This window comes from Ideonella sp. FW305-24 (assembly GCF_058788035.1).
Genome location: NZ_JBYTAI010000003.1, coordinates 190,593 through 209,688, shown reverse-complemented (window position 1 = coordinate 209,688; position 19,096 = coordinate 190,593). Strand labels below are relative to the sequence as shown.

33 protein-coding genes are annotated in these 19,096 nt (G+C 64.0%); 25 read left to right on the top strand and 8 right to left on the bottom strand.

What is annotated here, in order from left to right:
* Positions 1 to 72: 72 nt before the first annotated feature.
* The 3 genes from AC3WR5_RS09840 to AC3WR5_RS09830 all read right to left on the bottom strand — a co-directional run bounded on the left by AC3WR5_RS09840 (position 73) and on the right by AC3WR5_RS09830 (position 2,184).
* A complete protein-coding gene (locus AC3WR5_RS09840) occupies positions 73 to 594 on the bottom strand; it encodes a hypothetical protein (RefSeq protein ID WP_492483938.1) in 522 nt (173 codons plus the stop codon).
* Between the two features lie 10 nt (positions 595 to 604).
* Positions 605 to 1,303, bottom strand: a complete 699-nt coding sequence (locus AC3WR5_RS09835) for a hypothetical protein (RefSeq protein WP_492483936.1) — start codon at positions 1,301 to 1,303, stop codon at positions 605 to 607.
* Positions 1,304 to 1,695: 392 nt separating this feature from the next.
* On the bottom strand, positions 1,696 to 2,184 hold the full coding sequence (locus tag AC3WR5_RS09830; RefSeq protein WP_492483934.1) for a thermonuclease family protein: 489 nt from the start codon (positions 2,182 to 2,184) through the stop codon (positions 1,696 to 1,698).
* Positions 2,185 to 2,283: 99 nt separating this feature from the next.
* Here AC3WR5_RS09830 and AC3WR5_RS09825 point away from each other — a divergent pair, with 99 nt between their 5' ends.
* The 4 genes from AC3WR5_RS09825 to AC3WR5_RS09810 all read left to right on the top strand — a co-directional run bounded on the left by AC3WR5_RS09825 (position 2,284) and on the right by AC3WR5_RS09810 (position 3,796).
* Positions 2,284 to 2,526: a hypothetical protein gene (locus AC3WR5_RS09825; protein WP_492483933.1), complete on the top strand. Its 243-nt coding sequence runs from the start codon at positions 2,284 to 2,286 to the stop codon at positions 2,524 to 2,526.
* A 68-nt stretch (positions 2,527 to 2,594) separates the two neighbouring features.
* Positions 2,595 to 2,936, top strand: coding sequence for a hypothetical protein (locus AC3WR5_RS09820; RefSeq protein ID WP_492483932.1), 342 nt, complete (start codon positions 2,595 to 2,597; stop codon positions 2,934 to 2,936).
* A gap of 50 nt (positions 2,937 to 2,986) precedes the next feature.
* Complete coding sequence (locus AC3WR5_RS09815; RefSeq protein ID WP_492483930.1) at positions 2,987 to 3,307, top strand: YHYH domain-containing protein; 321 nt, start codon at positions 2,987 to 2,989, stop codon at positions 3,305 to 3,307.
* A gap of 90 nt (positions 3,308 to 3,397) precedes the next feature.
* Complete coding sequence (locus tag AC3WR5_RS09810) at positions 3,398 to 3,796, top strand: hypothetical protein (RefSeq protein ID WP_492483928.1); 399 nt, start codon at positions 3,398 to 3,400, stop codon at positions 3,794 to 3,796.
* 20 nt (positions 3,797 to 3,816) lie between these two features.
* Here the strand turns inward: AC3WR5_RS09810 and AC3WR5_RS09805 are convergent, their stop codons facing one another.
* The 4 genes from AC3WR5_RS09805 to AC3WR5_RS09790 form a co-directional block, all read right to left on the bottom strand.
* Positions 3,817 to 5,172 (bottom strand): hypothetical protein, encoded by a 1,356-nt coding sequence (locus AC3WR5_RS09805; RefSeq protein WP_492483926.1) that lies wholly within the window; start codon positions 5,170 to 5,172, stop codon positions 3,817 to 3,819.
* Positions 5,106 to 5,366 (bottom strand): excisionase family protein, encoded by a 261-nt coding sequence (gene xisR / locus AC3WR5_RS09800; protein WP_492483924.1) that lies wholly within the window; start codon positions 5,364 to 5,366, stop codon positions 5,106 to 5,108. Before xisR ends, AC3WR5_RS09805 begins: the two co-directional genes overlap by 67 nt.
* A 243-nt stretch (positions 5,367 to 5,609) precedes the next feature.
* Positions 5,610 to 5,843 carry a hypothetical protein gene (locus AC3WR5_RS09795; RefSeq protein ID WP_492483922.1) on the bottom strand — a complete coding sequence of 78 codons (234 nt, stop codon included), beginning with the start codon at positions 5,841 to 5,843 and terminating at the stop codon, positions 5,610 to 5,612.
* A 164-nt stretch (positions 5,844 to 6,007) separates the two neighbouring features.
* On the bottom strand, positions 6,008 to 6,877 hold the full coding sequence (locus AC3WR5_RS09790; RefSeq protein WP_492483920.1) for an Arc family DNA-binding protein: 870 nt from the start codon (positions 6,875 to 6,877) through the stop codon (positions 6,008 to 6,010).
* Positions 6,878 to 6,989: 112 nt separating this feature from the next.
* Here AC3WR5_RS09790 and AC3WR5_RS09785 point away from each other — a divergent pair, with 112 nt between their 5' ends.
* From AC3WR5_RS09785 to AC3WR5_RS09695, 19 genes are all read left to right on the top strand, one after another.
* Complete coding sequence (locus tag AC3WR5_RS09785) at positions 6,990 to 7,172, top strand: Arc family DNA-binding protein (protein WP_492483918.1); 183 nt, start codon at positions 6,990 to 6,992, stop codon at positions 7,170 to 7,172.
* Positions 7,169 to 7,636: a hypothetical protein gene (locus tag AC3WR5_RS09780; protein ID WP_492483916.1), complete on the top strand. Its 468-nt coding sequence runs from the start codon at positions 7,169 to 7,171 to the stop codon at positions 7,634 to 7,636. The genes AC3WR5_RS09785 and AC3WR5_RS09780 overlap by 4 nt, the downstream gene beginning before the upstream one ends.
* Before the next feature lie 7 nt (positions 7,637 to 7,643).
* Positions 7,644 to 7,955, top strand: a complete 312-nt coding sequence (locus AC3WR5_RS09775) for a hypothetical protein (protein WP_492483914.1) — start codon at positions 7,644 to 7,646, stop codon at positions 7,953 to 7,955.
* 3 nt (positions 7,956 to 7,958) lie between these two features.
* Positions 7,959 to 8,750, top strand: a complete 792-nt coding sequence (locus AC3WR5_RS09770; RefSeq protein ID WP_492483912.1) for a BRO-N domain-containing protein — start codon at positions 7,959 to 7,961, stop codon at positions 8,748 to 8,750.
* A gap of 116 nt (positions 8,751 to 8,866) precedes the next feature.
* Positions 8,867 to 9,226 (top strand): hypothetical protein, encoded by a 360-nt coding sequence (locus AC3WR5_RS09765; protein ID WP_492483910.1) that lies wholly within the window; start codon positions 8,867 to 8,869, stop codon positions 9,224 to 9,226.
* Positions 9,223 to 9,633: a hypothetical protein gene (locus tag AC3WR5_RS09760; protein WP_492483908.1), complete on the top strand. Its 411-nt coding sequence runs from the start codon at positions 9,223 to 9,225 to the stop codon at positions 9,631 to 9,633. The genes AC3WR5_RS09765 and AC3WR5_RS09760 overlap by 4 nt, the downstream gene beginning before the upstream one ends.
* Positions 9,630 to 9,911: a hypothetical protein gene (locus AC3WR5_RS09755; protein WP_492483906.1), complete on the top strand. Its 282-nt coding sequence runs from the start codon at positions 9,630 to 9,632 to the stop codon at positions 9,909 to 9,911. Before AC3WR5_RS09760 ends, AC3WR5_RS09755 begins: the two co-directional genes overlap by 4 nt.
* The gene (locus tag AC3WR5_RS09750) at positions 9,908 to 10,144 is read left to right on the top strand and encodes a hypothetical protein (protein WP_492483904.1); all 237 of its coding nucleotides are present in this window, start codon (positions 9,908 to 9,910) and stop codon (positions 10,142 to 10,144) included. The genes AC3WR5_RS09755 and AC3WR5_RS09750 overlap by 4 nt, the downstream gene beginning before the upstream one ends.
* A gap of 1 nt (position 10,145) precedes the next feature.
* Positions 10,146 to 10,307, top strand: coding sequence for a hypothetical protein (locus tag AC3WR5_RS09745; protein ID WP_492483902.1), 162 nt, complete (start codon positions 10,146 to 10,148; stop codon positions 10,305 to 10,307).
* Positions 10,304 to 10,771, top strand: coding sequence for a hypothetical protein (locus AC3WR5_RS09740; protein WP_492483900.1), 468 nt, complete (start codon positions 10,304 to 10,306; stop codon positions 10,769 to 10,771). Before AC3WR5_RS09745 ends, AC3WR5_RS09740 begins: the two co-directional genes overlap by 4 nt.
* Complete coding sequence (locus AC3WR5_RS09735) at positions 10,768 to 11,019, top strand: hypothetical protein (protein WP_492483898.1); 252 nt, start codon at positions 10,768 to 10,770, stop codon at positions 11,017 to 11,019. The genes AC3WR5_RS09740 and AC3WR5_RS09735 overlap by 4 nt, the downstream gene beginning before the upstream one ends.
* Positions 11,016 to 11,459 carry a hypothetical protein gene (locus AC3WR5_RS09730; protein ID WP_492483896.1) on the top strand — a complete coding sequence of 148 codons (444 nt, stop codon included), beginning with the start codon at positions 11,016 to 11,018 and terminating at the stop codon, positions 11,457 to 11,459. The genes AC3WR5_RS09735 and AC3WR5_RS09730 overlap by 4 nt, the downstream gene beginning before the upstream one ends.
* Positions 11,460 to 11,536: 77 nt before the next feature.
* Positions 11,537 to 11,737 (top strand): helix-turn-helix transcriptional regulator, encoded by a 201-nt coding sequence (locus tag AC3WR5_RS09725; RefSeq protein WP_492483894.1) that lies wholly within the window; start codon positions 11,537 to 11,539, stop codon positions 11,735 to 11,737.
* 5 nt (positions 11,738 to 11,742) lie between these two features.
* A complete protein-coding gene (locus AC3WR5_RS09720; protein ID WP_492483892.1) occupies positions 11,743 to 12,615 on the top strand; it encodes an LvrA C-terminal domain-related protein in 873 nt (290 codons plus the stop codon).
* Positions 12,615 to 12,998, top strand: a complete 384-nt coding sequence (locus tag AC3WR5_RS09715) for a hypothetical protein (protein WP_492483891.1) — start codon at positions 12,615 to 12,617, stop codon at positions 12,996 to 12,998. Before AC3WR5_RS09720 ends, AC3WR5_RS09715 begins: the two co-directional genes overlap by 1 nt.
* On the top strand, positions 12,986 to 13,945 hold the full coding sequence (locus AC3WR5_RS09710) for a DnaB-like helicase C-terminal domain-containing protein (RefSeq protein ID WP_492483889.1): 960 nt from the start codon (positions 12,986 to 12,988) through the stop codon (positions 13,943 to 13,945). The genes AC3WR5_RS09715 and AC3WR5_RS09710 overlap by 13 nt, the downstream gene beginning before the upstream one ends.
* A gap of 232 nt (positions 13,946 to 14,177) precedes the next feature.
* The gene (locus AC3WR5_RS09705; RefSeq protein WP_492483887.1) at positions 14,178 to 14,819 is read left to right on the top strand and encodes a hypothetical protein; all 642 of its coding nucleotides are present in this window, start codon (positions 14,178 to 14,180) and stop codon (positions 14,817 to 14,819) included.
* Positions 14,806 to 16,878, top strand: coding sequence for a phage terminase large subunit family protein (locus tag AC3WR5_RS09700; RefSeq protein ID WP_492483885.1), 2,073 nt, complete (start codon positions 14,806 to 14,808; stop codon positions 16,876 to 16,878). Before AC3WR5_RS09705 ends, AC3WR5_RS09700 begins: the two co-directional genes overlap by 14 nt.
* Positions 16,875 to 17,423 carry a hypothetical protein gene (locus AC3WR5_RS09695; protein ID WP_492483883.1) on the top strand — a complete coding sequence of 183 codons (549 nt, stop codon included), beginning with the start codon at positions 16,875 to 16,877 and terminating at the stop codon, positions 17,421 to 17,423. The genes AC3WR5_RS09700 and AC3WR5_RS09695 overlap by 4 nt, the downstream gene beginning before the upstream one ends.
* Here AC3WR5_RS09695 and AC3WR5_RS09690 read toward each other — a convergent pair.
* A complete protein-coding gene (locus tag AC3WR5_RS09690; protein WP_492483881.1) occupies positions 17,383 to 17,901 on the bottom strand; it encodes a DUF4124 domain-containing protein in 519 nt (172 codons plus the stop codon). The genes AC3WR5_RS09695 and AC3WR5_RS09690 overlap by 41 nt on opposite strands.
* Positions 17,902 to 18,128: 227 nt before the next feature.
* On the opposite strand from AC3WR5_RS09690, the gene AC3WR5_RS09685 reads away from it, so the two are divergent.
* A complete protein-coding gene (locus AC3WR5_RS09685) occupies positions 18,129 to 18,866 on the top strand; it encodes a hypothetical protein (protein ID WP_492483879.1) in 738 nt (245 codons plus the stop codon).
* Positions 18,866 to 19,096 (top strand): DUF6148 family protein, encoded by a 231-nt coding sequence (locus AC3WR5_RS09680; protein WP_492483877.1) that lies wholly within the window; start codon positions 18,866 to 18,868, stop codon positions 19,094 to 19,096. The genes AC3WR5_RS09685 and AC3WR5_RS09680 overlap by 1 nt, the downstream gene beginning before the upstream one ends.

Genomic DNA, 19,096 nt, shown 5'->3' with positions numbered 1-19,096 from the left:
CTGGCCGAGCGTGCCGTGCGGGTGTTGCTGGGCGGTACTAGGTCCCATGCATTTCGGCCGCCTCAGCCTGCTCTAGGTCGGGGGCTTCGACGTGCCTTGCAAGAAAGCGGCTTTGCTGGCGTGTTGGGCATCCTCGGCGTCAAGATAGGTCTTGATCGTGCTCGCCGGAACTAGCGTTAACAATACCGTCCAAAGTTGCCATAGAGTAAGAGTCGTCAAAATCCCATAGGATACGCCTCTCATGAATACCATGGGCAAATTAGGCGGATGAGCCTTTAAAATTGGCGCTAATACGCCAATAATCAAAATTGCGGTCAGTATGCCGGTGGAGTTTACTACTGGGCCAAACAGTTGTCCCCATCCTGTTGGGCCTGTGGCTGACTTTGTGGAAGGCTGATTAAAAGACAGCTTTAATCGCTCTGGATATATTATGGCCATCCAAGCGCCCACCACTGCGAAAATAATGGAGGCTGTGGTTCGCAGCGCCTCGAACATCGGCCACTGCTCAGCAAAGGGCACGCTGCGGCCGAACCACGCCCCGCACCCTATGAGTGCGAAGCATGTTAGCCACAGGGTAGCCTTCACCAAAATCATGCCGGTCTCCTCATAAGAGGCGCAGCACTTCCGCCTCGTTTCGCCTTAGTTCAGCGAGCAAAGATGCTGCATTAACAACTTCCTCGCTATCGCGTTGGATATCCAGATGAAGCTCAGTCCTTGCCAAAGCGTGGCTCAACCATTGAGTCTGTGAGTCGCCTCGGAAACGAAAGCCGACGTCTTCCCACTCATCCACCTGGTCTTCATTTTGCCATGCAGCAATGATCTCGCGTACCTCATCGCCACCTAAAACGACGTCAATTGCGTAGTCAATGCGAACAGGCGCCGCTGGGGTGGGGCCGGCCGCAAGATGAACATGTTGCAGAGCCCGTTGCCACAATGCCCGGTCAGCAGCCCGATTTATGTGCAGTGCTGTCTTACGCACCACTTTCGTGATGCTTGCGGCTTCGGCTACGAATCTGGCGTGATCTGAGTCCCGGCTCTTGGGGTCAGAGTCAAATACCGCCCGTAGCCTCCTTGGTTCGTCGCCTCGGCGCTCTGTATATCCTAATAGTTGAATATCATCATTGGTGCTGTCGTAGGCGGCGTGGCGGCCGCAATATCTCAAGAACGAACCCATATATGCGCGAAGCTGTGCATGCCCGAAAATGGAATGCTGAAATCTTGCCGCAGTAATTAGTCGCCGTTGCGGGATGATGTAAAAGTATGTGGCGAAACCAGGAATTGAACCGGCTTCTATCTCGTTCATGACAACTCTTGGTCGCCCGACGTTAGAGTCTCCGTGAACAGATGCAACGGCACCCGATGTGGCGGGTACCTCATTCCAGAGGGTTATCAAGTAACGCCCGCGCTCTGCTCTTGCATCGAGCAAGAACGTACCGAGGCGATCTTGGCTTGCTCGGGGGTGGTCGATTCGGGTTTGCGCGAGTTGCTTACCTCTGGCCCAAAGAACCAGATCCTCCAATGTCGAATCGAGGTTCCCGAACTGAAGCTCGTCCCGGCCCCGAGGATAGTATCCACAGCGCTTTACCTGATATAAGGCGACCTTCCCGGTTTCCATACCACTCCCTCAAATCGTTCGACTTTAGGTTATGAGGGGCGCTGCTTGTCTCGCAGACGTCCTTCCGGCTGAGGATGGCTTCATCCTCTCCGGATGCAGATCGTGAAAAACTGCACAACCAAGGGCAGTTGCCCCCTGCCATCCTTGGCGCGCTGCAGGCCACGCCACTCCCACGGCGCGAGAGGCGCGGCATCCACCCACAGCCCCGCACGTGACGTCCGTGCATCCGCTTGCAGCTTGAACAACCGCGAGCCAGGCGACGCGTACTGCACATAGACCCAGGCCATGCCGGCGCGCACCTGCGCCGCGCTTGCATCTTCACCGCGGCACCTCACGGTGCCGATGGTGCGTCCGTAGCGGTCCAGCTTCTCGGGATGCACCTCCGCGCGTTGGTTGAAGCACAGGCTGGCCAGGGCCTGCTTCGACCGCTCCCCGAAAGCTTGGCGCTTCTCCGGCGCGTCGATCTCGGCAAGCCGAATCTTCAGCGTCTGAGCCGGCGTTTCGCCCTTGGCCTGGCAATGGGTGGTCAGGACGTCGCTGTCGGTCGAGCCGACTGCCAAGCAGAGCATGGCGCAGGGCATCCTCAAAATTGAGTACGTCACCTCTTGGCTAGACGAACGAAAGGGGTAGCCTCTCGCCGAACAGCAACCGAGTACAAGGAGATCGTGATGGGTGAGTGGAGCGACTACTTCGAGGACTTCCCGGAAGAGAACCCAGCGAACTATGTCGGCGACCGCTTCGATCCGCGTGCAGCCGCGCAGCTGCGTGCGCAAGAAGCAACGGTGGCCATGGAGCAGGCGTCGCTGAACCTTGAGATTGCACAGATCGTCGCGAGGCATCGCGCGGCCAAGGAACTGAACGAGGTGTCGGCGCCCAGTGCAGGCGCTGGCGGCCCTTTTCCTGGCAACTGAGCGCGGGTGCTGGGCCAAAGCACGTGGCCGCCTCGAAAGCCTTTCAATCGCGTTACTGCATTGCGTCGATGGACATCCTGATTTCCCTTATCGCGTCCCCAATGAGCGCTTGGTCAAAGCTTTCAATTACGAGGTGGGATGACCCGGTTTCCGCGGAAATCAAACAGCGAACCAAAGGTGGCGTTGGGGCTGTTGTACTGGCTGTGCTCTTCGCCGGCCTTGCTCTCATCATCGACCCGACGACACCGACTGAAGCATCGGTGGTAGGTGCCGCGCAGGCGGCGCGCCAGTTGGCGGAATGGGTCGCCACAGGCTTGTACGTCGCCGCCACGCTGGCGTTTGCTGTGGTCGGCTGGCAGGCGTTTCGCTGCTGGCGGCTGGAGAAGGGCGCCGAGCCCGGCAACTGGTAGATGGGCTCTTTCGGTCGCGGGGCCGCAATCCTCAAACTGGCGGACGCATCATGGCCGCTCCTCTGGTCTTTCGGCCGGCCGAGGGCAATATGGCCCGCATGTGCAAAGCACTGCAGTTCGCCGCCGGTCTCGTCGTAGCGCTGACCATTCGTCCAGTCCGCGCCCACCCCGGTGGACTCAACGCCGATGGCTGCCACACGAACCGGAAGACCGGCGAGTACCACTGCCACCGGGCGAAGTCATGCAGCACTGGCGCCCCCAAGCAGGCCGGCAAGCCTGCCGGCGCACTGCCGCCTGGCTGCCAGGTGGGCCCACGTGGCGGAACCTACACGATCACGAAGAGCGGGAAGAAGAACTACGGTGGGTGTTGAACGAATCGCGGCCGTGCTGCTGTGCCTGCCCAGCACAATGACAGTCGGCTCAGTGACCGCGAGAATAGACTTTTGAATTTGGGAGGCGATGTGCGCGTTCTGTTTCTTTCGCTGGTCGCGGCAATCGCGCTGACCGGTTGTGCGACGGCTCCGGTTGAATCGTTTAGCAGCAGGGCCATGCGCTTGTCCATCGACATGAGCAAGGATCAGGTGATCTCGGTCATGGGCACGCCGCGCAAGACGGCAGCCAAGAAGGCTGGCGAGAACCTGACTGAGCGCTACTTTTGGTGGTCTCCTGGCCGTGTCGGGTTCACCGCCGTCGACAACGAAATGCTGTCGCCAGACCGCGTGTTCGTTCGCTTCGTGAACGGCAAGGTCGTGGAGTGGGGTGACAAGTACGACTACACCGCGATGATGGACAACGTCACCGATGCCCAGCGGGAGATGCTCAAGGCCATGCGCCCGGCATCTGCAGCGAGCGCGCCGTAGAAGTACAGGGCTGGCAAAGCTCAGCTACCCGGGCTGACGTCAGTCCTGTCGCTCGGAGTCGCGCCCCCTGGCCACCAAAGCGGCTTGTGATCTCCGCCACCCTCGGCCTCGATCTCGCGCAGGAAAGCCTCAGTCGGATCCACCAGGCCCGCGCGCACCGTGTCGATCCAGGCGCGCAGGGCAGGGTGGTCGCCGCGCCCTTCGAGCTCGGCCAGCAGCCGCAGCGCGCTGGCGTGCTTCTCGCGGTTGGCCAGCAGGGCGTGCAGGCGGTCGAGTTGGGCTGCTCGGGCCGCCTTGCGGTCGGCGGCTGCCTTTCTAGCGGCCTCCAGAACCGTTTGCTCTGCCAGCCAATTTGCAAAGGTAACCCGCCTTTCTTCAGCCGCGGCCTCGCGGACCTCTCGGTCTGCGGCCAGCACTTGGAGCATCTGCGCCATCTCGCGGGCGATGGACGGCAACCGCTCGGAAAGTTGGTCTTGGCTGCCGCCCCAGTTCTTTTCCGGGCAGTGCCCTCGGCCTAGGATCTTGAGCCGGTAGCGGTCCTTGGCCAGGTATTCCGTGTCCACCCATGGGCGCGCCGGATCCCTGAGCTTCCTGGTCTCGAAGTCCTCGGAGAACGTCACCACGAGGCTGTCGTGCTGGAAGCGGATCAGAAGCGCATCGAACGTGCTTTCGGTGCGCGTGTCCGCGGTGCACCCATGCAAGGCGAGGCATCGAATAAGCGCATCGTGAAAGCGCAGGATCCAGTCGATGCTCTTGAGCGTCGCGACGATGCGCAGACACCCTGGCTGAGTTGGAAATAGTCGGCCGCGGTGGTTGCGGTGGCTGGGTATGAGGTCGAGGCGCGGGCCGCCGGTCTTCGGTGGACTGGCTTTTCGTTTTTCGTAGGCGGCTACCTTTGCCGCCACACCCGAGAAGAACCGCTCCGTCCTTCTCACGATCTCGTGACATCCAACGAGCGCCGGGCGGATCTCGGCCGGATAAAGAGGTACTTCTGTAGGCCCCTCAGAAGCGTGTCCGTCGAGCGGTGTCGCCGCGGTATTGGGGGCGGCACCCTCAGGCGCCGTCGGCAGGTCAACCAGCGAATCGTCGGAACGGCGTGGCAGCTTCGCCGGCTCCACCTGCTGCCCGGCAGCCAGACGCGCCCAGTACCCTCGGGGCGGCAGCGGGATGTCGTGCTTCTTGCAGATCTTCCGCAGCCCGTTGTCCGAGAGGTTGAACTCGGCGGCCAGGCGGACTATCGGCGTCTCCCAGACCCTGGCGTAGAGCTGGGAGCGTGTGACCGTCACAGCTCCCGTGTGACCGGCATCGGTCAAAGGCCGGTGTGGCTCGTTCGACTCGATCTCTTCGCCGCCGACGATCCTCCCGTCGTGAACCATGCCTCGACTCCCTTCCTGATGATGACGATGCGCCCGTCCGGTGCCCGGCGCCACTGCGCCCCCTCAAGCCACACGCCGTCCTGGATCTTTCGCTGGATGGCGCGCTCGGTGTAACCCCAGATCGCCGCAGCGACGTGGATCAGCACGTGGTCGCCGGGCACAACCTGGTAGGTGATCCGCTGTTCCTCGTTCATGGCGCTGTCCCTTCTGGCCAGGTGGCTGGGTCGTGCTGGAGCGAGCGCCCCACACCCACCGCCTCGCGTGAGGGCCGTCGAGGGTCGACAGTGCCCACTTTGTGAAATTCAAAACATGGGCTAGAGTTCGCTCAGCACCAAAGACGGACAGACAGACCCGTCATAACAACTCGCCGGCCCCATTTGAAGCGGAGCCGTGCCCAAAGCCCGCAGGCCAACGCCGCGGGCTTTTTCGTTTGGCAATCACGCACCTTGTTCCGGCTTCGAGAACAGTGCCCACAGGATGTCCAGCCTGCCGGACACCCGCTGAACTCGGGCCTCGATGATTTCCTCGCTGGCGCCGTCTTCGTAGGCCGCCACGAACTGCGAAGCGGCCAGGATCAGGTCGTGCACATCGGTGGCCGGCACGTCTGCGGCATTGAGGGTCCGCAACTCCTCGCCGTTCACGCCGATGGTCTTTTGGGTGATGGTGGTCATTGCATGGAACGCGATGGGCCGTCAGCTACACGATGCGACGTGTTTGAAGAAAACCAGTGTGCCGTTAGGATCTGCATCAATCTGAGGTTGACCGGTTATAGGTTCCTCTTTCGATGCATCAAGATGATCTGATCAGGACCGCAAAAAAGGTATCTGATACACCATCAGCGCGGCGTTTTTTTTCGGGGCATGAGCTGGGTGTAAGCCGGCGGCCCCTTCGGCTTGGCTTCTACTGGATCATTGCGCCTGATGATCTTCGCGATGGAGCTTCGGACCTCCTTGTCCGTACCGATGTTGCCCACCAAAATCACCTTCTTGGGCTTGACTGGCTTCACGCGCTTGTTGCTCGGACCAGCGACAAACTGTTCTTCCTGGTGAGATCCCCGTGCCTCATAAAGCGGCAGCTGAGTTGCTGCCTGCGGTGCAGACGCCATCGGCTCAGTCTCGAAGAGATTCAAGGGTAGTTCCGCGGGTGTGCTGGCGCTACTTTGGGCCCCCCGAGCTAATTTTTCTTCGAACAGGCGGACGGGCAGGTTGACCGCTTGAACTGCCGCCACGCGCGCCTTGCTCTCCTGGACTGCGCGGTTGGCCATAGCTTTCAGATTGGCCAGTTTGGAGAGGATGTTGTCCTTCATCTTGTCCAGTGCGCCTAGATCCGATTCGTCGGGCATGTAGTCATCGGCCTCCTTCTGAAGCTGGAGCGCAGAGTCGGTCCATTCGCGAATCAAGTCCAAGGTCGGACCCGGCTCCAGCTTCGGCTCAAGCGTTGCGCCGAACACTCGAACGGTATGCACCAGTTCAGTGACCATCAGGATCAGCGCCATCTTGTCCAGATTTGCTTGATCGACCTCCATTGCGAGCCTAAGCAGTTGCCTGCTTGTCGCGAGTTCCGGCGCTTCAATGGACTGCGCGAGCCGAATTGTGATCTCACCGTTGATCGAGCGCCCGCCCTCGCGCGCGGCGTCCTCGATCTTCTGCTTTAGATCCTCGGGGAGGCGGAGGGGGTACGACTGCGACTGGTGACGATCTGCCATGCCCTCTATTGTGTACATCAAAAAGAATCACATCAAAGATTCTTATTGACATCCACATGCCGTAGATTCTATTCTTCATCCACACTAAGGACATCGCGGAAAGGATCCAACGATGGAGATGAAGCAAAAGCCGGCTCTCAAGCGCCGCGCACCGTTCAGCCTGCATTTGCCCGAAGAGCTGCAAAAGCATCTGCAGGTGGCTGCTCGAAGTGGATACCGATCACTGACAGGCGAAATCGTCATGCGCTTAGAGCGGGACATCGCGGCACAGGCCGAACTGCGGCCAGCTCAATGACCGCAGCATCCGTCATCGGCAGTGCGCATCGCGAGCTGTTCTGCCTTCCGCCCATTCGTCACAGCGAGAGCACCGCCCTGGCCATTCAAGAGGTGCCGGTGCGGAAGGCAGTCACCGGGGATGTGGAGGTTGACGCAGTGCTGTGGCTGCGCGAAGTGATCGCCACCGGCCAGCAGGACCTGATCGAGAAGGCGATGTTGGCAGCGAAGCAGGTCAAGACGCCTCTGAAGGATCTAGCTGAGCGTTACAAGCTCATCGCTCCTGCGAGCCAACCCGGGGAACGTCTTCGCCGCCTTTCCTGCGTTCGACTTCGCCGACTTGGAAAGCCACGCAAAGCGCTCAGTAGACCGGCGGGCATGCCAGCAAGAAGCGCTTGGCCGCCTTGGCCCCGAGTGGTGGCAGCCACTCCCCGCGGAGAGCTTCTGCAAGAAGGCGCTGCGCGGCTTGAAGGTGCGGAAGGGTGATCTCTGGTTGGACAAAGCCGAGGTCGCTGCGCGCTTTCAGGCCCAGCCCAAGTTGCTCCCTTTGACGCTGACCGATTGCCTTCGCGAGCTGGCGTTTTGGGATGAGCTCTACAGGCTGCGCAATGCCTTCGACGGGTTCGGGGACCTTGACACCCAGTCCGATGCGCGGCGGGCCTTCACTCGCAGTTGCCTGGCCACCATCAAGCCGACCACCAATGCAGAGGCGGTGGCGGTGTTTCGCCACCTCGAAGAAAACGACGACTGCCGGGACTGGGAGTCGGATGCGCCCGTGCTGTTGAACCTGATCGATAGGAGCTGAAACATGAATGACCTGGAGATTTTCGACTTCGAAGAGAAGTTCCCGTTGCGAGTCGTCCGCGACGCAGCTGGCAACCCATGGTTCGTCGCCTCGGACGTTTGCGACGCCCTAGCCTTGGGAAACACGGCCATGGCGACTGCCCGCCTTGACGCGGATGAAAAGGGTGTCAGTTCAATTGACACCCTTGGCGGGACGCAGCAGGTCACCACGCTGAACGAGTCCGGTCTTTACAACCTGGTCCTTGGTAGCCGCAAGGCCGAAGCCAGGCGTTTCAAGAAGTGGGTCACGAGCAAGGTGCTGCCATCGATCCGAAAGACCGGCACCTATTCCCATTCCAACCGCGGCCCGGCGGTGCTGGCTGTGCAACTTGCGGAGGCCATCAGCGACGCGCTCCGCTTGGAGGGTTCCGCGCGCCTGGGCGTTGTGCAGAAGGCAGTTGCCCTCAATGCGCCCGAACATCTTCCGCTGTTGCCGGCCTACGGCGTGGACGCGCCAAACGCATCTCAGTTCAGCAGCGAAGCGACGGCTTCGATGTCCGAGTTGCTGAAGGAGCATGGCGCCCTCTTGAGTGCGGCCAAGGTCAACAGGGTGCTGGCCGACATGGGCCTGCTGGAGCAGCTGACGCGCGGGAGCAGCACGAAGGGAACGAAAACCTTCTGGTCCATCACCCAGCGCGGTCTGTCCTTCGGCAAGAACCTTGTGAGCCCGAGCAACCCGCGCGAGACGCAGCCTCACTGGTTCAGGTCTCGGTTCTCGGAACTGGTGGGGCTGATCCAGGGCCGCGAAGCGGCGTGAACAGGCACCTCATTTCAACCCGGCACCGCAGCGGCTCTTCTGCGGTAGGTCGACGTGCTCAAGCCTGGCAGGGCTTGAACACGTCTGAGCGTCAACTTTCGTCTTCGGAGACTTCCATGTCGCTTGACAGCAATCATAGCGCCGCCCTCGGCGCAGCCCATCCCCCGTTGGGGGGCATTCCGCCCGGCGCAGCTTCGCGCGCTCGGCATCACGACGATCTGGCATTGTCCTTCCAGACACTGGTCGACCTGGCCGGCGACGCCGCCGAGCGAATCGCCGCGTTGGCCGTCGTGGCACGGCTGAGCTTGGAGCGCCCCGACGCCTCGCAACGGCTGGACTTGGTGACCAGCGTGCTCCGCGTGATCGAACAGGCCGCAGACACTTTCGCCGAACTCGTGCTGGAAGAGTCAGCCCATCTGGAGCGTCAGCGTCGCGCAGTTGTCCCAGCCGCCAGCCGGAAAGGCGGTGCGCTGTGAGCAAATCCACCCCAAGCGAACGCGGCTTCGACAGCGCCGCCGAGGACCTGTGGGACGCGCTGATGAGCAATGAGCCGCTCAAGAAGTCCACCGCTCCACCGCCCGCCGATGGCAACGAATTGTGGGACCAGATTAGGCGCGGCAAGCGCGGCCGCGAGTGCAGCGAGCGACAGGCCGCCGCCATTTGGGCCAGGGCCGCTGCCGTGTGCCACGACACGATGGCCCGGGTGCAGGGCCAGGCCAGGCGTCGTTCGCTGCTCGACATGGTGGAGCGGGATGTCGGCGCGCGCCGGGCAGTGCTGGCGGCCCAGGACTGCCAGTTCCAGGCCTTCATGGCCGGCATGCTGCCGCCGCGCAAGCACTCAGGCCGCCGCAAGGGTTCGACGGCGAACGGAGGTGCACTGTGAAGAGCGCCGCAACCAAGCCTACAAGCGGCAATCTGGGGGTGAACTCCGGGGCGTCGAAGGCGCAAGGCGTTGCGCTACTGAATGCGCACGACGATCTGTACGACCGAGCGCGCCAGTTGAGGGCCCTTGCCGAAACGCTGTATGGCGACAGCACCTTCGGCAACTACTCCCGAGAGATCCAGGAGGATGTCTTGTCGCTGGTGGCGTCGCTCGCGCGCGATGTCTATGACCGCGTCGAAGAGATCATGGGCTTGAAGGAAGCGGGGGATCCAGCATGAGCGCCGCCGTGCTCGAAAGCATCACGCGGGCTGTCGGGGATGTGCTCAACCTGACCATCTTGGCCAGCGAATTGGTGAACGAGGCCGAGTCCGGAGACACCGGCCGCATCCATCGACTGGGCGCGGTACTGCGCGCCCTGCAGGTCCAAGCCCAAGCCGCCCACCGCCAGGCCGATGCGCAGTGGATGGCCGCCTACGCGGCCGAGTCTCAAAACTCACCCCGGAAGGATTGACATGCAGATCAGAAAGACGATCCGCGCTGTCTTGGGCCGTGCGGTGGATGTGGCCGCTCGCGTGGTGGCCGACAAAGATCAGGCCATCGGCCTGTGGTGCGTGCTGTGCCTGGTTGCGCTGCCGGTGGTGCTGGCCTTGCCTGCGCGAGGAGGTGCGGCATGAGCACCGAGTCTCAGATGGAGGCGGAACTGCTGCGGGTGCTCGCTCAGGTGAGAGACCGATCACTGAAGGAAAAGGCCGAGTTCCAGGCGCACATGAGGGTGGTAATCGACCGGCACATCGCGGGCATGAAGCCCCCGGGCCTGACCCGGCCCGACCGCCCGCGATCGAATGTTGTGCGTCTCTTCGCGCAAGAGTCTGTGCCGGTGAGAAACCGTGCGCTGCGTGGGCCACTGCCGAAGGGTGTGACGTCCATCCACAAGAACAGGCTCGCCGATCTGGACGACCACGAGCAACGCGCGCAGAAGGCGACCAAGGACCATTTGCGCCAGTGTTTCGGAATGGTCGCTGCTGAAATCCGCCGCGAGATCGCCGACATCGATCAACGCGCCCGCGCGGCCCAGGCGCGCAACTCGTTGGCGGCTGCGAAGGATGCACGCCTTGCAAAGAAGGGAGCCACGCCGTGAGCGCAAGCGCAGAACCCGTGAGCCCGACCGAGCTGGCGGATGCACTGGGCAACCACCTCATCACCGCCCGTTCGTTCGTTGAACTCCTGCGGCTGATCGAGGACGACGGCGACAACGGGCTGCCTCCCCATGACCCGCGCAGCAGCACGCAACTGCAGTTCGCGGTGCGCCGCGCGCTGCTTGCCGAGCTCACGGGCATTGAAGCCATCGAGGCCCAGCTTCGCACCGCCCCGATGGAGGCCCCATGACTCGCCTCCAGTGCACGCCTTTTCCCGACCTGGTGGCCGGCGACTTGGCAGTGCTGATCGTGCCGCGCGGTGATGCGCAGTTCGTTGGCACGCGCGCCCAGCTTGAGCAAGAAGGGTTGGTGCCGCCGGCCGGCACCACCTGGCCAGCCCAGCCCGGCGAGGTACGGGCCTGGCAGGCGGATGGGTTCGCCTTCGAGCTGACGTACCTCATCCGAGGCCCGCTGGTGCTGCGCCGCGTGCGCATCGCCGACCTGCACTGCGCTGCAGCAAATGCCCGCCTTCACGCTCGGCGGACGGAGCTGGCCAAGGTCGCCTTTGGCGACAGCCACGCCGGCCGGTTGCAGCTCAAGCAGCACCGGGAAGCCCTCCAAGACGCCGACTTTCAGAGAGTGCTGCGGTGGTGCGTTGGCGAACGCGCCGGAGGCAGCTCATGGGCCTGAATGCTGAAAAAGTGTGCCTCCCTATCGTGCGTAACTCAGTGGCTCATACCGAACCAGAGCGAACAAAGGAACCCGCCATGTCACAGGCCCCACAACTCCCGGCGGTCGGATTCATCCGCGAGAAGCAGCTGCTGCCGTTCCTGCCATTCCGAAAGACGAAGCTGCGCCAGGAGATCGCGGCCGGCCGCTTCCCAAAGCCCAAGTCCTTCGGCGAACGCTGCGTTGCGTGGGACCTTGCGGCGGTGCACGCGTGGATCGCCCAGCACCAGGCGGCGTGACATTCATGGGTGACACATCTGCCGGCGCTGCGCCGGCCCTGCCTGATCCGCTGGTGCCCGCAGAGGTCGATCTCACGGACTTCGGCTTCATGCCGCTGGACGTGCGAAAGCTCCTGTCCTCCTCGCTGTGGATCAAGGCCAAGAAGGATCCGCGCGTCGCGCACGCCGCGGTGTCGCTGTGGTGCGAGTCCTGGCACCAGGTGCCGTGCGGCAGCCTGCCCGACGACGACGAGGTGCTGGCCGACCTGGCGCGCTGCGACGAGAAGGAGTGGCGGCGGGTGCGCGAGCGCGCACTGGCTCACTTCACGAAGTGCAGCGACGGCCGGCTGTACCACCAGACGGTGTGCGCGAAGGCGCTCGAATCGTGGGCGTCGAAGCAGGCTCATCGTGAACGTACGAAAGCTGCAACTGCCGCACGTCTCGCGAAGCAGAAGGCGAAGAAGGAAGCCACCGACGAGCAACGTGATGAGCAACGTGACGAAGAACGAGACGAGCAACGCGACGTTGAACGTCACGATGAACGTGAGCAACGACGCGACGTTCACCAAGGGACAGGGACAGTAAAGGGACAGGGATATTTACCCCCTACCCCCAAGGGGAGCGACGAGAGCTTCGCCAGCTTCTGGGCAGCCTACCCACGGAAGGAGGCCAGGAAGGACGCCCTCAAGGTCTTCTCGAAGCTCAAGCCCGATGAGGACCTGCTGAAGTCGATGCTGGCGACCTTGGCGAGGCAGGCAGAGTCCCCGCAATGGCGGAAGGATGGCGGCCAATTCGTCCCGCTCCCCGCCTCGTGGCTCAACGGCCGCCGGTGGGAAGACGAGTCCGGCAGCGATGACGCCGCGGGTGGCCAGTCGGACCCGATGCGAGGGGCGATCTGATGCTCGGCCACGCCCCACTCATCGCCATGCGGCTTCGCGGCCAGGTGCCCGAGCACGGCATTGAGGTCGAGACCGACACCGTCCGCAGCACCTGGCCGGCGCAGTGGCACCGCCTGCACGAGGAGTTTGCGGTGGCGCCCCCGAAGGCCTACGTCGCCATCGGGCCGGGGGAACTGCTGGCATCGCTGGACCTGCGCTTCGCTGTTGGGCTTGAGGTCAAGGTCGAGGGCATGACGGCCGGACGGGTGCGCGAGGTGTTCGAGGCCTTCCGTGCCGCCGGCGCGAAGCGCGCTGTCGGAGTGGTGTTCCTGCCTCGTGGCGGCGGCATGTGCGAGACGCTGGAAATTTTCGATTCGAAAGGAGAGGGCACGTGGCCCAAGTGATTCGAGACACGATGGACTTCGCGTCCTACCTGCGCGACACGGATGCAGTGCAGAAGGTGCGACCGGCCCGCGAGTGGATCGACGGCATGATCGCTGGCTTGGGGCACGCGCACATCGATCGCTCGCCCTGCCTGCCATGGCAGAAGACGCATGACAAGTTCCGCTTCCGGCCCGGCGAGGTCACGCTGTGGTGCGGTCAGAACGGCCACGGCAAGAGCTTGGTCACCGGCATGGCGATGCTGTCGCTGATGGCCCAGGGCCAGAAGGCTTGCATCGCCAGCTTCGAGATGAAGCCGGCCAAGACCCTGGAGCGGATGACGCGCCAGTTTTCCAGCCAGCGGCCACCCGGCCAGGCCGATCAGAACCCGGAGTTCCTCGCGCTCTTCCGCGAGGTCTACGAGCAGTTCCAGATCATGACCGACGGCCGCCTGTGGCTCTACGACCAGCAGGGCACCGTGAAGCCTGACGTCGTCGCCGGCATGGCCAAGTACTGCGCGACCGAGCTGGGCATTGGTCACATCGTGATCGACAGCTTGATGAAGTGCGTGGCCGGCGAAGACGACTACAACCGCCAGAAGGACTTCGTCGACATGCTCACCAGCATCGCGCGCGACCACCGCACGCACATCCACTTGGTGCACCACATCCGCAAGCCTGGCAGCGAGGGTGAGGTCCCAAGCAAGGCCGACGTGAAAGGCTCCGGTGCCATCACCGACCAGGTCGACAACGTCTTGATGGTCTGGCGGAACAAGGTCAAGGAGAAGAAGCAGGCCGAGGGCAAGCTGGTCCCACCCGACGAGGCCGACTGCCTGTTGATCTGCGACAAGCAGCGCAACGGCGAGTTTGAGGGGAAGTTCGCCCTGTGGTGGGAGGCCGACTCCCAGCAGTTCGTGGGATCGCCCGGCGCGCGTGCGCTGGACTTCGCGGCTTGGCCGCACCACGGATGACCTGGAGCAGTTCGCCAATGAAGACAACACACAGCCGCCATTCGGTTTTTGCGGGTTGCACCGTCCAACCACAGGCAGTGCCAGACCAGGTTGGGTCCGACTCGCACCCCCCAGTAGGTTCTTCCAGGACCGCGCCCAACACGGGTGATTCGACCCGCGCGAGTGCGCCAGTCGCTGGGCCGGGGAAAAGTCCGGTGAATGGTCCGATCTGCTCGGACTCGGGGGCTTGCTGATGGCCGTGCAGCTCATGACCGTGTCCGAATACGCCCGCCACCGCGGCTGCGACGAGAAGGCCGTGCGCAAAGCGATCGAGGCCGGGCGCATCTCGGTCATCGAGAAGGACGGCAAGCGCTGGATTGACCCGGCCGTGGCTGACATCCAGTGGGCACAGAACACCCGCGCGCGTGCTCGGACGGCCCCAGCAGCAGACCAGCCCTCGCCGCCAGTGAGCGCAGCGCAACCGAAAGGGGGGCAGGGGACACAGCCCGGGATGATGGCTGGCGTGCTGGGCGAGACGTACCTGAGCTATGACCAGGCCCGCACTGCCCGCGAAAACGAAGAGCTGCTGATGGCGCGCATCACTCGGCAAGAGAAGGAAGGCTCGCTGACCGACGCTGCTGCCGTCGGCCAGGCCGTGTGGACCGCCTTTCGCATGCTCCGCGACAGCATGATGCCGCTGGGCCGCACCGTGGCCGGCCGCCTGGTGCCGTTGACCGACCAGCGCGAGATCCAGCAGGTGATCGACGAAGGCATGCGCCAGGCGCTGAACCTGTTCCGCGACCGCGTGCTTGCCAAGCTCGCGGCCGAGCACGCTCACGCCGAAGGCGCCCAGGTGCCGGCTGACCTGCGGGGGGATGCCAGTGGCGGTGACTGACGCGCTGAGCCTGGTGCTGCGCGCTGCGGCAGAGGCTGTGGCACCTGACGCCGACCTGCAGCTGGACACCTGGTCGGAAGACAACGTGGTGATCCCGAAGGGGGCGGCGTTCCCCGGCCCTTACAGGATCGCGAAGACTCCCTATGCGCGCCGGCTGCTGCAGGCGCTGAGCCCATCACACAAGGCGCGGTACGTGGTCGCCAGGGTGGCCTCGCAGATGCTGAAGACCCAGGTCTTCATCTGCGCCGCGCTCGGCTGGATCCACAGCGCGCCGGCCAACATCCTGGCGCTGGAGCCGAACGCCACGGTGACCGAGCGCCTGAGCAACCGCGTGCAAGAGGCCATCGACGCCTGCGACGCCGTGAAGGGCAAGGTCGCCAAGCCCCGCTCGCGCAGCAGCCGCAACACGCTGGGCGACAAGCAATTCGACGGTGGCCACCTCTACATCCTCACCGCCGGTTCCGACGCCAACCTGGCCGAGGTACCGATTCGCTACCTGTTCTGCGACGAGATCAACCGCGAAGGCTGGGTGACGGGCGCCAAGGAAGGCTCGCGGGTCAAGCTGGCCCTGGCCCGGCAGACCAGCTACGGCAACAGCGCAAAGGCCTACCTGGTCAGCTCGCCCACCGCCCAGGGCTTGAGCGAAATCACCGACTGGTTCGAGAAGGGCACGCAAGAGCACTACCACGTGCCGTGCCCGCACTGCGGACACCTGCATGAACTGGTGGTCGAGAATTTCCGGCACGAAAGCGTAGGCGACGAGGTCACCCGCGCCTGGATGACCTGCCCGGACTGCGGCGCCGACATCGAGGAGCACCACAAGACCAGCATGCTGCCGAGCGTCGAAGACGGCGGCCAGGCGCGCTGGGTGGCCTACGCGCAGGGCGACGGCGAAACCGTGAGCGTCACGCTGTCTGCGTTCTATGCGCCGCTGGGCTCCATCAGCTGGATCAGCCTCGCCAAGGAGCTGATCGAGGCGCTGGAGAAAAAGGAACGCGGCGATCACCAGGCAATCATGGTGTTCTGGAACACCCGCCTCGGCCTGGACTATGACCGCAGCGAAGCCACCAGCACCACCACCGAGCTGATGAAGCGCGCCGCAGCCGAGGCCTACCCGCCGCGCATCCTGCCGGACCGCGCCCTGGTGCTGACCATGTACGCCGACACCCAGCCCAACCGACTGGAAGTGACCACCGAGGCCTGGGGGCCGGGCTTGGAGCACTGGACCATTGACCATCGCATCCTGTGGGGCTCCCCGACCGAACCGCCCGACCAGGAAGGCAGCGTCTGGCAGCGCCTGGACGAGATGCGCCGCACGCCCTACGCGCATGCCAGCGGCGTGCTCATCAAGGTCAGCGCCTACGGGATTGATTCCGGCGGCCACAACACGCAGGACGTCTACAACTACGGCAGCCAGCGCGAGCACCTGGGTTGCGTCGTCACCAAGGGGCACAGCGTCGCCGGCCGGGCCATCATCGCCGCGCGCCCGAGCGCGGTGGACATCGACTGGCAGGGCAACAAGCGGCCCGGCGGCGTGCGCCTGTGGATGCTGGGCGCCGACACCGCGAAGGACTGGTTCCTGAACCGATACAAGCTGGTGGGCGGCGCCGGCGCGGCCCACTGGTGCACGGGCCTGGAAGAAGACTTCTTCGAGCAGCTGCTGGCCGAGAAGCCCAGCACCGTGGTGCGCGGCGGTCGCGCTGTGCGCGTGTGGGCCAAGCCGCAAGGCGCCCGCAATGAGGTGCTGGACTGCGCCGTCGGCAATCTGGCGCTGGCCTATCACCTGGAGCTGCAGCGCTGGTCGGGTCAGGACTGGCAGCGCCTGCGCGACAGCCTGGTGCCGGCCAGCTTCACGCCCGATCTGTTCGCCGCTGCGGCCGCGCAGGCGCTGCCGGTGGTCCAGCCAGATCCCGCCCCGGCCCACACGCAGCCGCAGGACCTGCCGGCCGACAGCGCACCGCCAGCGCCGGCCGTTCCTCCCGTGCCTCCCGACATCCCCACCCACCTGCCACAGGCCCACGGTGGCCGCCGCATCCTGAACCGAGGACTCCAACGATGACCACTTCCACCCACACCGTGGTCGACGCCGGCCACCTGGCCGCCGCGGCGCCGCAGGGAACGCACCCGGAGCACGACGACGCCGAAGACATCGCGCCGGCCGAGCTGAGCGCGGACGATCACATCCACCAGCTCTGCGAGGCCTGGGCCTGGTGGTGCCAAACACGTCGCTACTACGGCAAGCCGTCGACCCCGCCAAGCCTGCTGGGCCGCCTCGCGTCGAAGAGCCGTCCGGTCACGCGGGAAGGTGGCCCGGACGCCGTGTGCAGTGCCGAGCTTCACGCCTTCCACCTGGCGGTGCTGGCCCAACCCGCGGCGCTGGACCGGCAGGTCTTCGAGTTGCACTACATCGTGCGCCCGAAGAACATCAAGGCTGCGGCGCCGCTTGTCGGCGTGTCGCGGAGGCACTGGTACACACTGGTGCGTGACTTCCGCCGGCGCGTCTATTCAGCCTCACGAGAGATCCTGGCCGACAATCAGGCGCAGCTGGCGGGCCTTCCCAGCGTCACATCTGCATTGCAGCCAGCTCCTGCCGCATCTGCTTGAGCCGATCCATGTCCACATCGTTCATGGCTTTGTACTTTGCCGCTACGGCCTGCATCTCGCCGCTCAGACTCTGCTCCCACGTCGCGCCCGCGAGGTTGTTCTTCGCGCTGGACTTGCGCGACCGGATGCTATCCATCTCTTCCTGCATCAGGCCGTTGCGCCGGTCGATGTCGGATTCGACGTTCGCAATTCGGCGCTGCATCTCCAGCGTCTTGCGTTCGCGTTCCATCTTTGCTGCCAGTCGCACGTCAGCGTTTGGCGAAGCACTGGGCGACGAGTTGGCCTCCGTCATGGCGCTGGCCTGCGCCGGCGCTCGGCCGCTGGCCGGGCGCACCGTCAGCAGCTCCTGCTTGGCGCCGGCACCTGCGCAAGGCATCTGCTGAAACGAAACAGCGCCGTCTGAACCGACGCATTTGAACTGCGCCGAAGCAGCGCACGAAACGACTGAAAGCGCAACAGCGATCCAACGCTTTGCCATGCTGATCCCCCTCAAAAGTGTGCTATCCACGTAGCACAAAACAGCGCTGGAAACCGTAGCACAGAAAGGCCAAAATTCGCAGCAATTCAGGTAGGTAGAGAAACTGTCTCTGGACGGTAATTTGCACACTTGGATGGGTTGATTGGACTGGACCGGAACTCTTCGACGAGAAGCCTTGCCCCGTAGCGTGAAAGCGCTCCGGGGCATTTTTTTGCCCGCACCGCAGCATGCTCACCACCCGCCGCCAAGGATCCATCGCCGATGCGATCGCCCAGGCCCGCGATGTGCCTGCGCGCGTCATTCCCTACGCTGCCGCGACCGCGCTAACCCGCAGCGTTCAGGCCGGGCAGCAGGCCGTGGTGCAGAAGATGCCCGCGGTGTTCGATCAGCCGGTGCGCTACACCCTCAATGCAACGCGCATCGTGCCCGCGACGAAGGACAACCTCACCGCGCGCGTCGCCGTGAAAGACCAGGTCAGCAACGGCACCACGCCGCAGAACTACCTGGCGCCTGAAGTGTTCGGCGGCAGCCGGAACCACAAGCGCATCGAGACCGCGCTGCGCTACATGGGTGAGCTGGGCAGCAATCAATGGCTGATGCCCGGCCAAGCCGCCGAGCTGGACGCTGCAGGCAATCTGACGGGAGCCGCGGCTCGCCGCCTCCTCACGACGCTGAAGAACCTGAAGGGCGCCTCGGTGAGGCGGCGCAATGGCGGCTTCCGTAAGGGCCGAGTGCTGAAAAACGACCTGTTTGTCGGCGTGCCACGTGGTGGCAATCGCAAGCGCGCGGGCATCTGGCGCCGCGAGGGTCACCGCCTGCGTCCGCTGTTCATCTTCGCCGACCAGGCGCCGCAATACCGCAAGCGCCTGGACTTCGACGGCATCGTGCAACCCGTGGTGCTGGCCCGTTTTCGCGCCGAATTCGCGACCGCGGCCCAGGCCCTCATTTCCCGAGGTGATCGCTGATGACCCGTGATGAACTGCAGGCCCGGCTGACCGGCTACCTGGATGCCGAAGCGCGCATTCTTCAGAGCCAGGACTACACCATCGGCGAAGGCGCCACGGCGCGCCGCAACAAGCGCGCTGACCTCGAACAGGTCCGGGCTGAGATCAAGACCATTCGCGCCGAACTCGCCACCATGGACGCCGCCACCAGCGGCGCCCGCCGCGTCATGTACTTCACCCCGGCGCGCTGA

Coding starts and splice junctions, on each gene's coding strand:
- AC3WR5_RS09820 (WP_492483932.1), top strand. CDS start 2,595: ATGGACATCCTGATTTCCCTTATCGCGTCCCCAATGAGCGCTTGGTCA.
- AC3WR5_RS09725 (WP_492483894.1), top strand. CDS start 11,537: ATGTCACAGGCCCCACAACTCCCGGCGGTCGGATTCATCCGCGAGAAG.
- AC3WR5_RS09730 (WP_492483896.1), top strand. CDS start 11,016: ATGACTCGCCTCCAGTGCACGCCTTTTCCCGACCTGGTGGCCGGCGAC.
- AC3WR5_RS09790 (WP_492483920.1), bottom strand. CDS start 6,877: ATGGCAGATCGTCACCAGTCGCAGTCGTACCCCCTCCGCCTCCCCGAG.
- AC3WR5_RS09815 (WP_492483930.1), top strand. CDS start 2,987: ATGGCCGCTCCTCTGGTCTTTCGGCCGGCCGAGGGCAATATGGCCCGC.
- AC3WR5_RS09835 (WP_492483936.1), bottom strand. CDS start 1,303: ATGAACGAGATAGAAGCCGGTTCAATTCCTGGTTTCGCCACATACTTT.
- AC3WR5_RS09745 (WP_492483902.1), top strand. CDS start 10,146: ATGCAGATCAGAAAGACGATCCGCGCTGTCTTGGGCCGTGCGGTGGAT.
- AC3WR5_RS09685 (WP_492483879.1), top strand. CDS start 18,129: ATGCTCACCACCCGCCGCCAAGGATCCATCGCCGATGCGATCGCCCAG.
- AC3WR5_RS09780 (WP_492483916.1), top strand. CDS start 7,169: ATGACCGCAGCATCCGTCATCGGCAGTGCGCATCGCGAGCTGTTCTGC.
- AC3WR5_RS09715 (WP_492483891.1), top strand. CDS start 12,615: ATGCTCGGCCACGCCCCACTCATCGCCATGCGGCTTCGCGGCCAGGTG.
- AC3WR5_RS09840 (WP_492483938.1), bottom strand. CDS start 594: ATGATTTTGGTGAAGGCTACCCTGTGGCTAACATGCTTCGCACTCATA.
- AC3WR5_RS09770 (WP_492483912.1), top strand. CDS start 7,959: ATGAATGACCTGGAGATTTTCGACTTCGAAGAGAAGTTCCCGTTGCGA.
- AC3WR5_RS09805 (WP_492483926.1), bottom strand. CDS start 5,172: ATGGTTCACGACGGGAGGATCGTCGGCGGCGAAGAGATCGAGTCGAAC.
- AC3WR5_RS09825 (WP_492483933.1), top strand. CDS start 2,284: ATGGGTGAGTGGAGCGACTACTTCGAGGACTTCCCGGAAGAGAACCCA.
- AC3WR5_RS09830 (WP_492483934.1), bottom strand. CDS start 2,184: ATGCTCTGCTTGGCAGTCGGCTCGACCGACAGCGACGTCCTGACCACC.
- AC3WR5_RS09705 (WP_492483887.1), top strand. CDS start 14,178: ATGGCCGTGCAGCTCATGACCGTGTCCGAATACGCCCGCCACCGCGGC.
- AC3WR5_RS09765 (WP_492483910.1), top strand. CDS start 8,867: ATGTCGCTTGACAGCAATCATAGCGCCGCCCTCGGCGCAGCCCATCCC.
- AC3WR5_RS09750 (WP_492483904.1), top strand. CDS start 9,908: ATGAGCGCCGCCGTGCTCGAAAGCATCACGCGGGCTGTCGGGGATGTG.
- AC3WR5_RS09795 (WP_492483922.1), bottom strand. CDS start 5,843: ATGACCACCATCACCCAAAAGACCATCGGCGTGAACGGCGAGGAGTTG.
- AC3WR5_RS09720 (WP_492483892.1), top strand. CDS start 11,743: ATGGGTGACACATCTGCCGGCGCTGCGCCGGCCCTGCCTGATCCGCTG.
- xisR (WP_492483924.1), bottom strand. CDS start 5,366: ATGAACGAGGAACAGCGGATCACCTACCAGGTTGTGCCCGGCGACCAC.
- AC3WR5_RS09785 (WP_492483918.1), top strand. CDS start 6,990: ATGGAGATGAAGCAAAAGCCGGCTCTCAAGCGCCGCGCACCGTTCAGC.
- AC3WR5_RS09695 (WP_492483883.1), top strand. CDS start 16,875: ATGACCACTTCCACCCACACCGTGGTCGACGCCGGCCACCTGGCCGCC.
- AC3WR5_RS09740 (WP_492483900.1), top strand. CDS start 10,304: ATGAGCACCGAGTCTCAGATGGAGGCGGAACTGCTGCGGGTGCTCGCT.
- AC3WR5_RS09680 (WP_492483877.1), top strand. CDS start 18,866: ATGACCCGTGATGAACTGCAGGCCCGGCTGACCGGCTACCTGGATGCC.
- AC3WR5_RS09690 (WP_492483881.1), bottom strand. CDS start 17,901: ATGGCAAAGCGTTGGATCGCTGTTGCGCTTTCAGTCGTTTCGTGCGCT.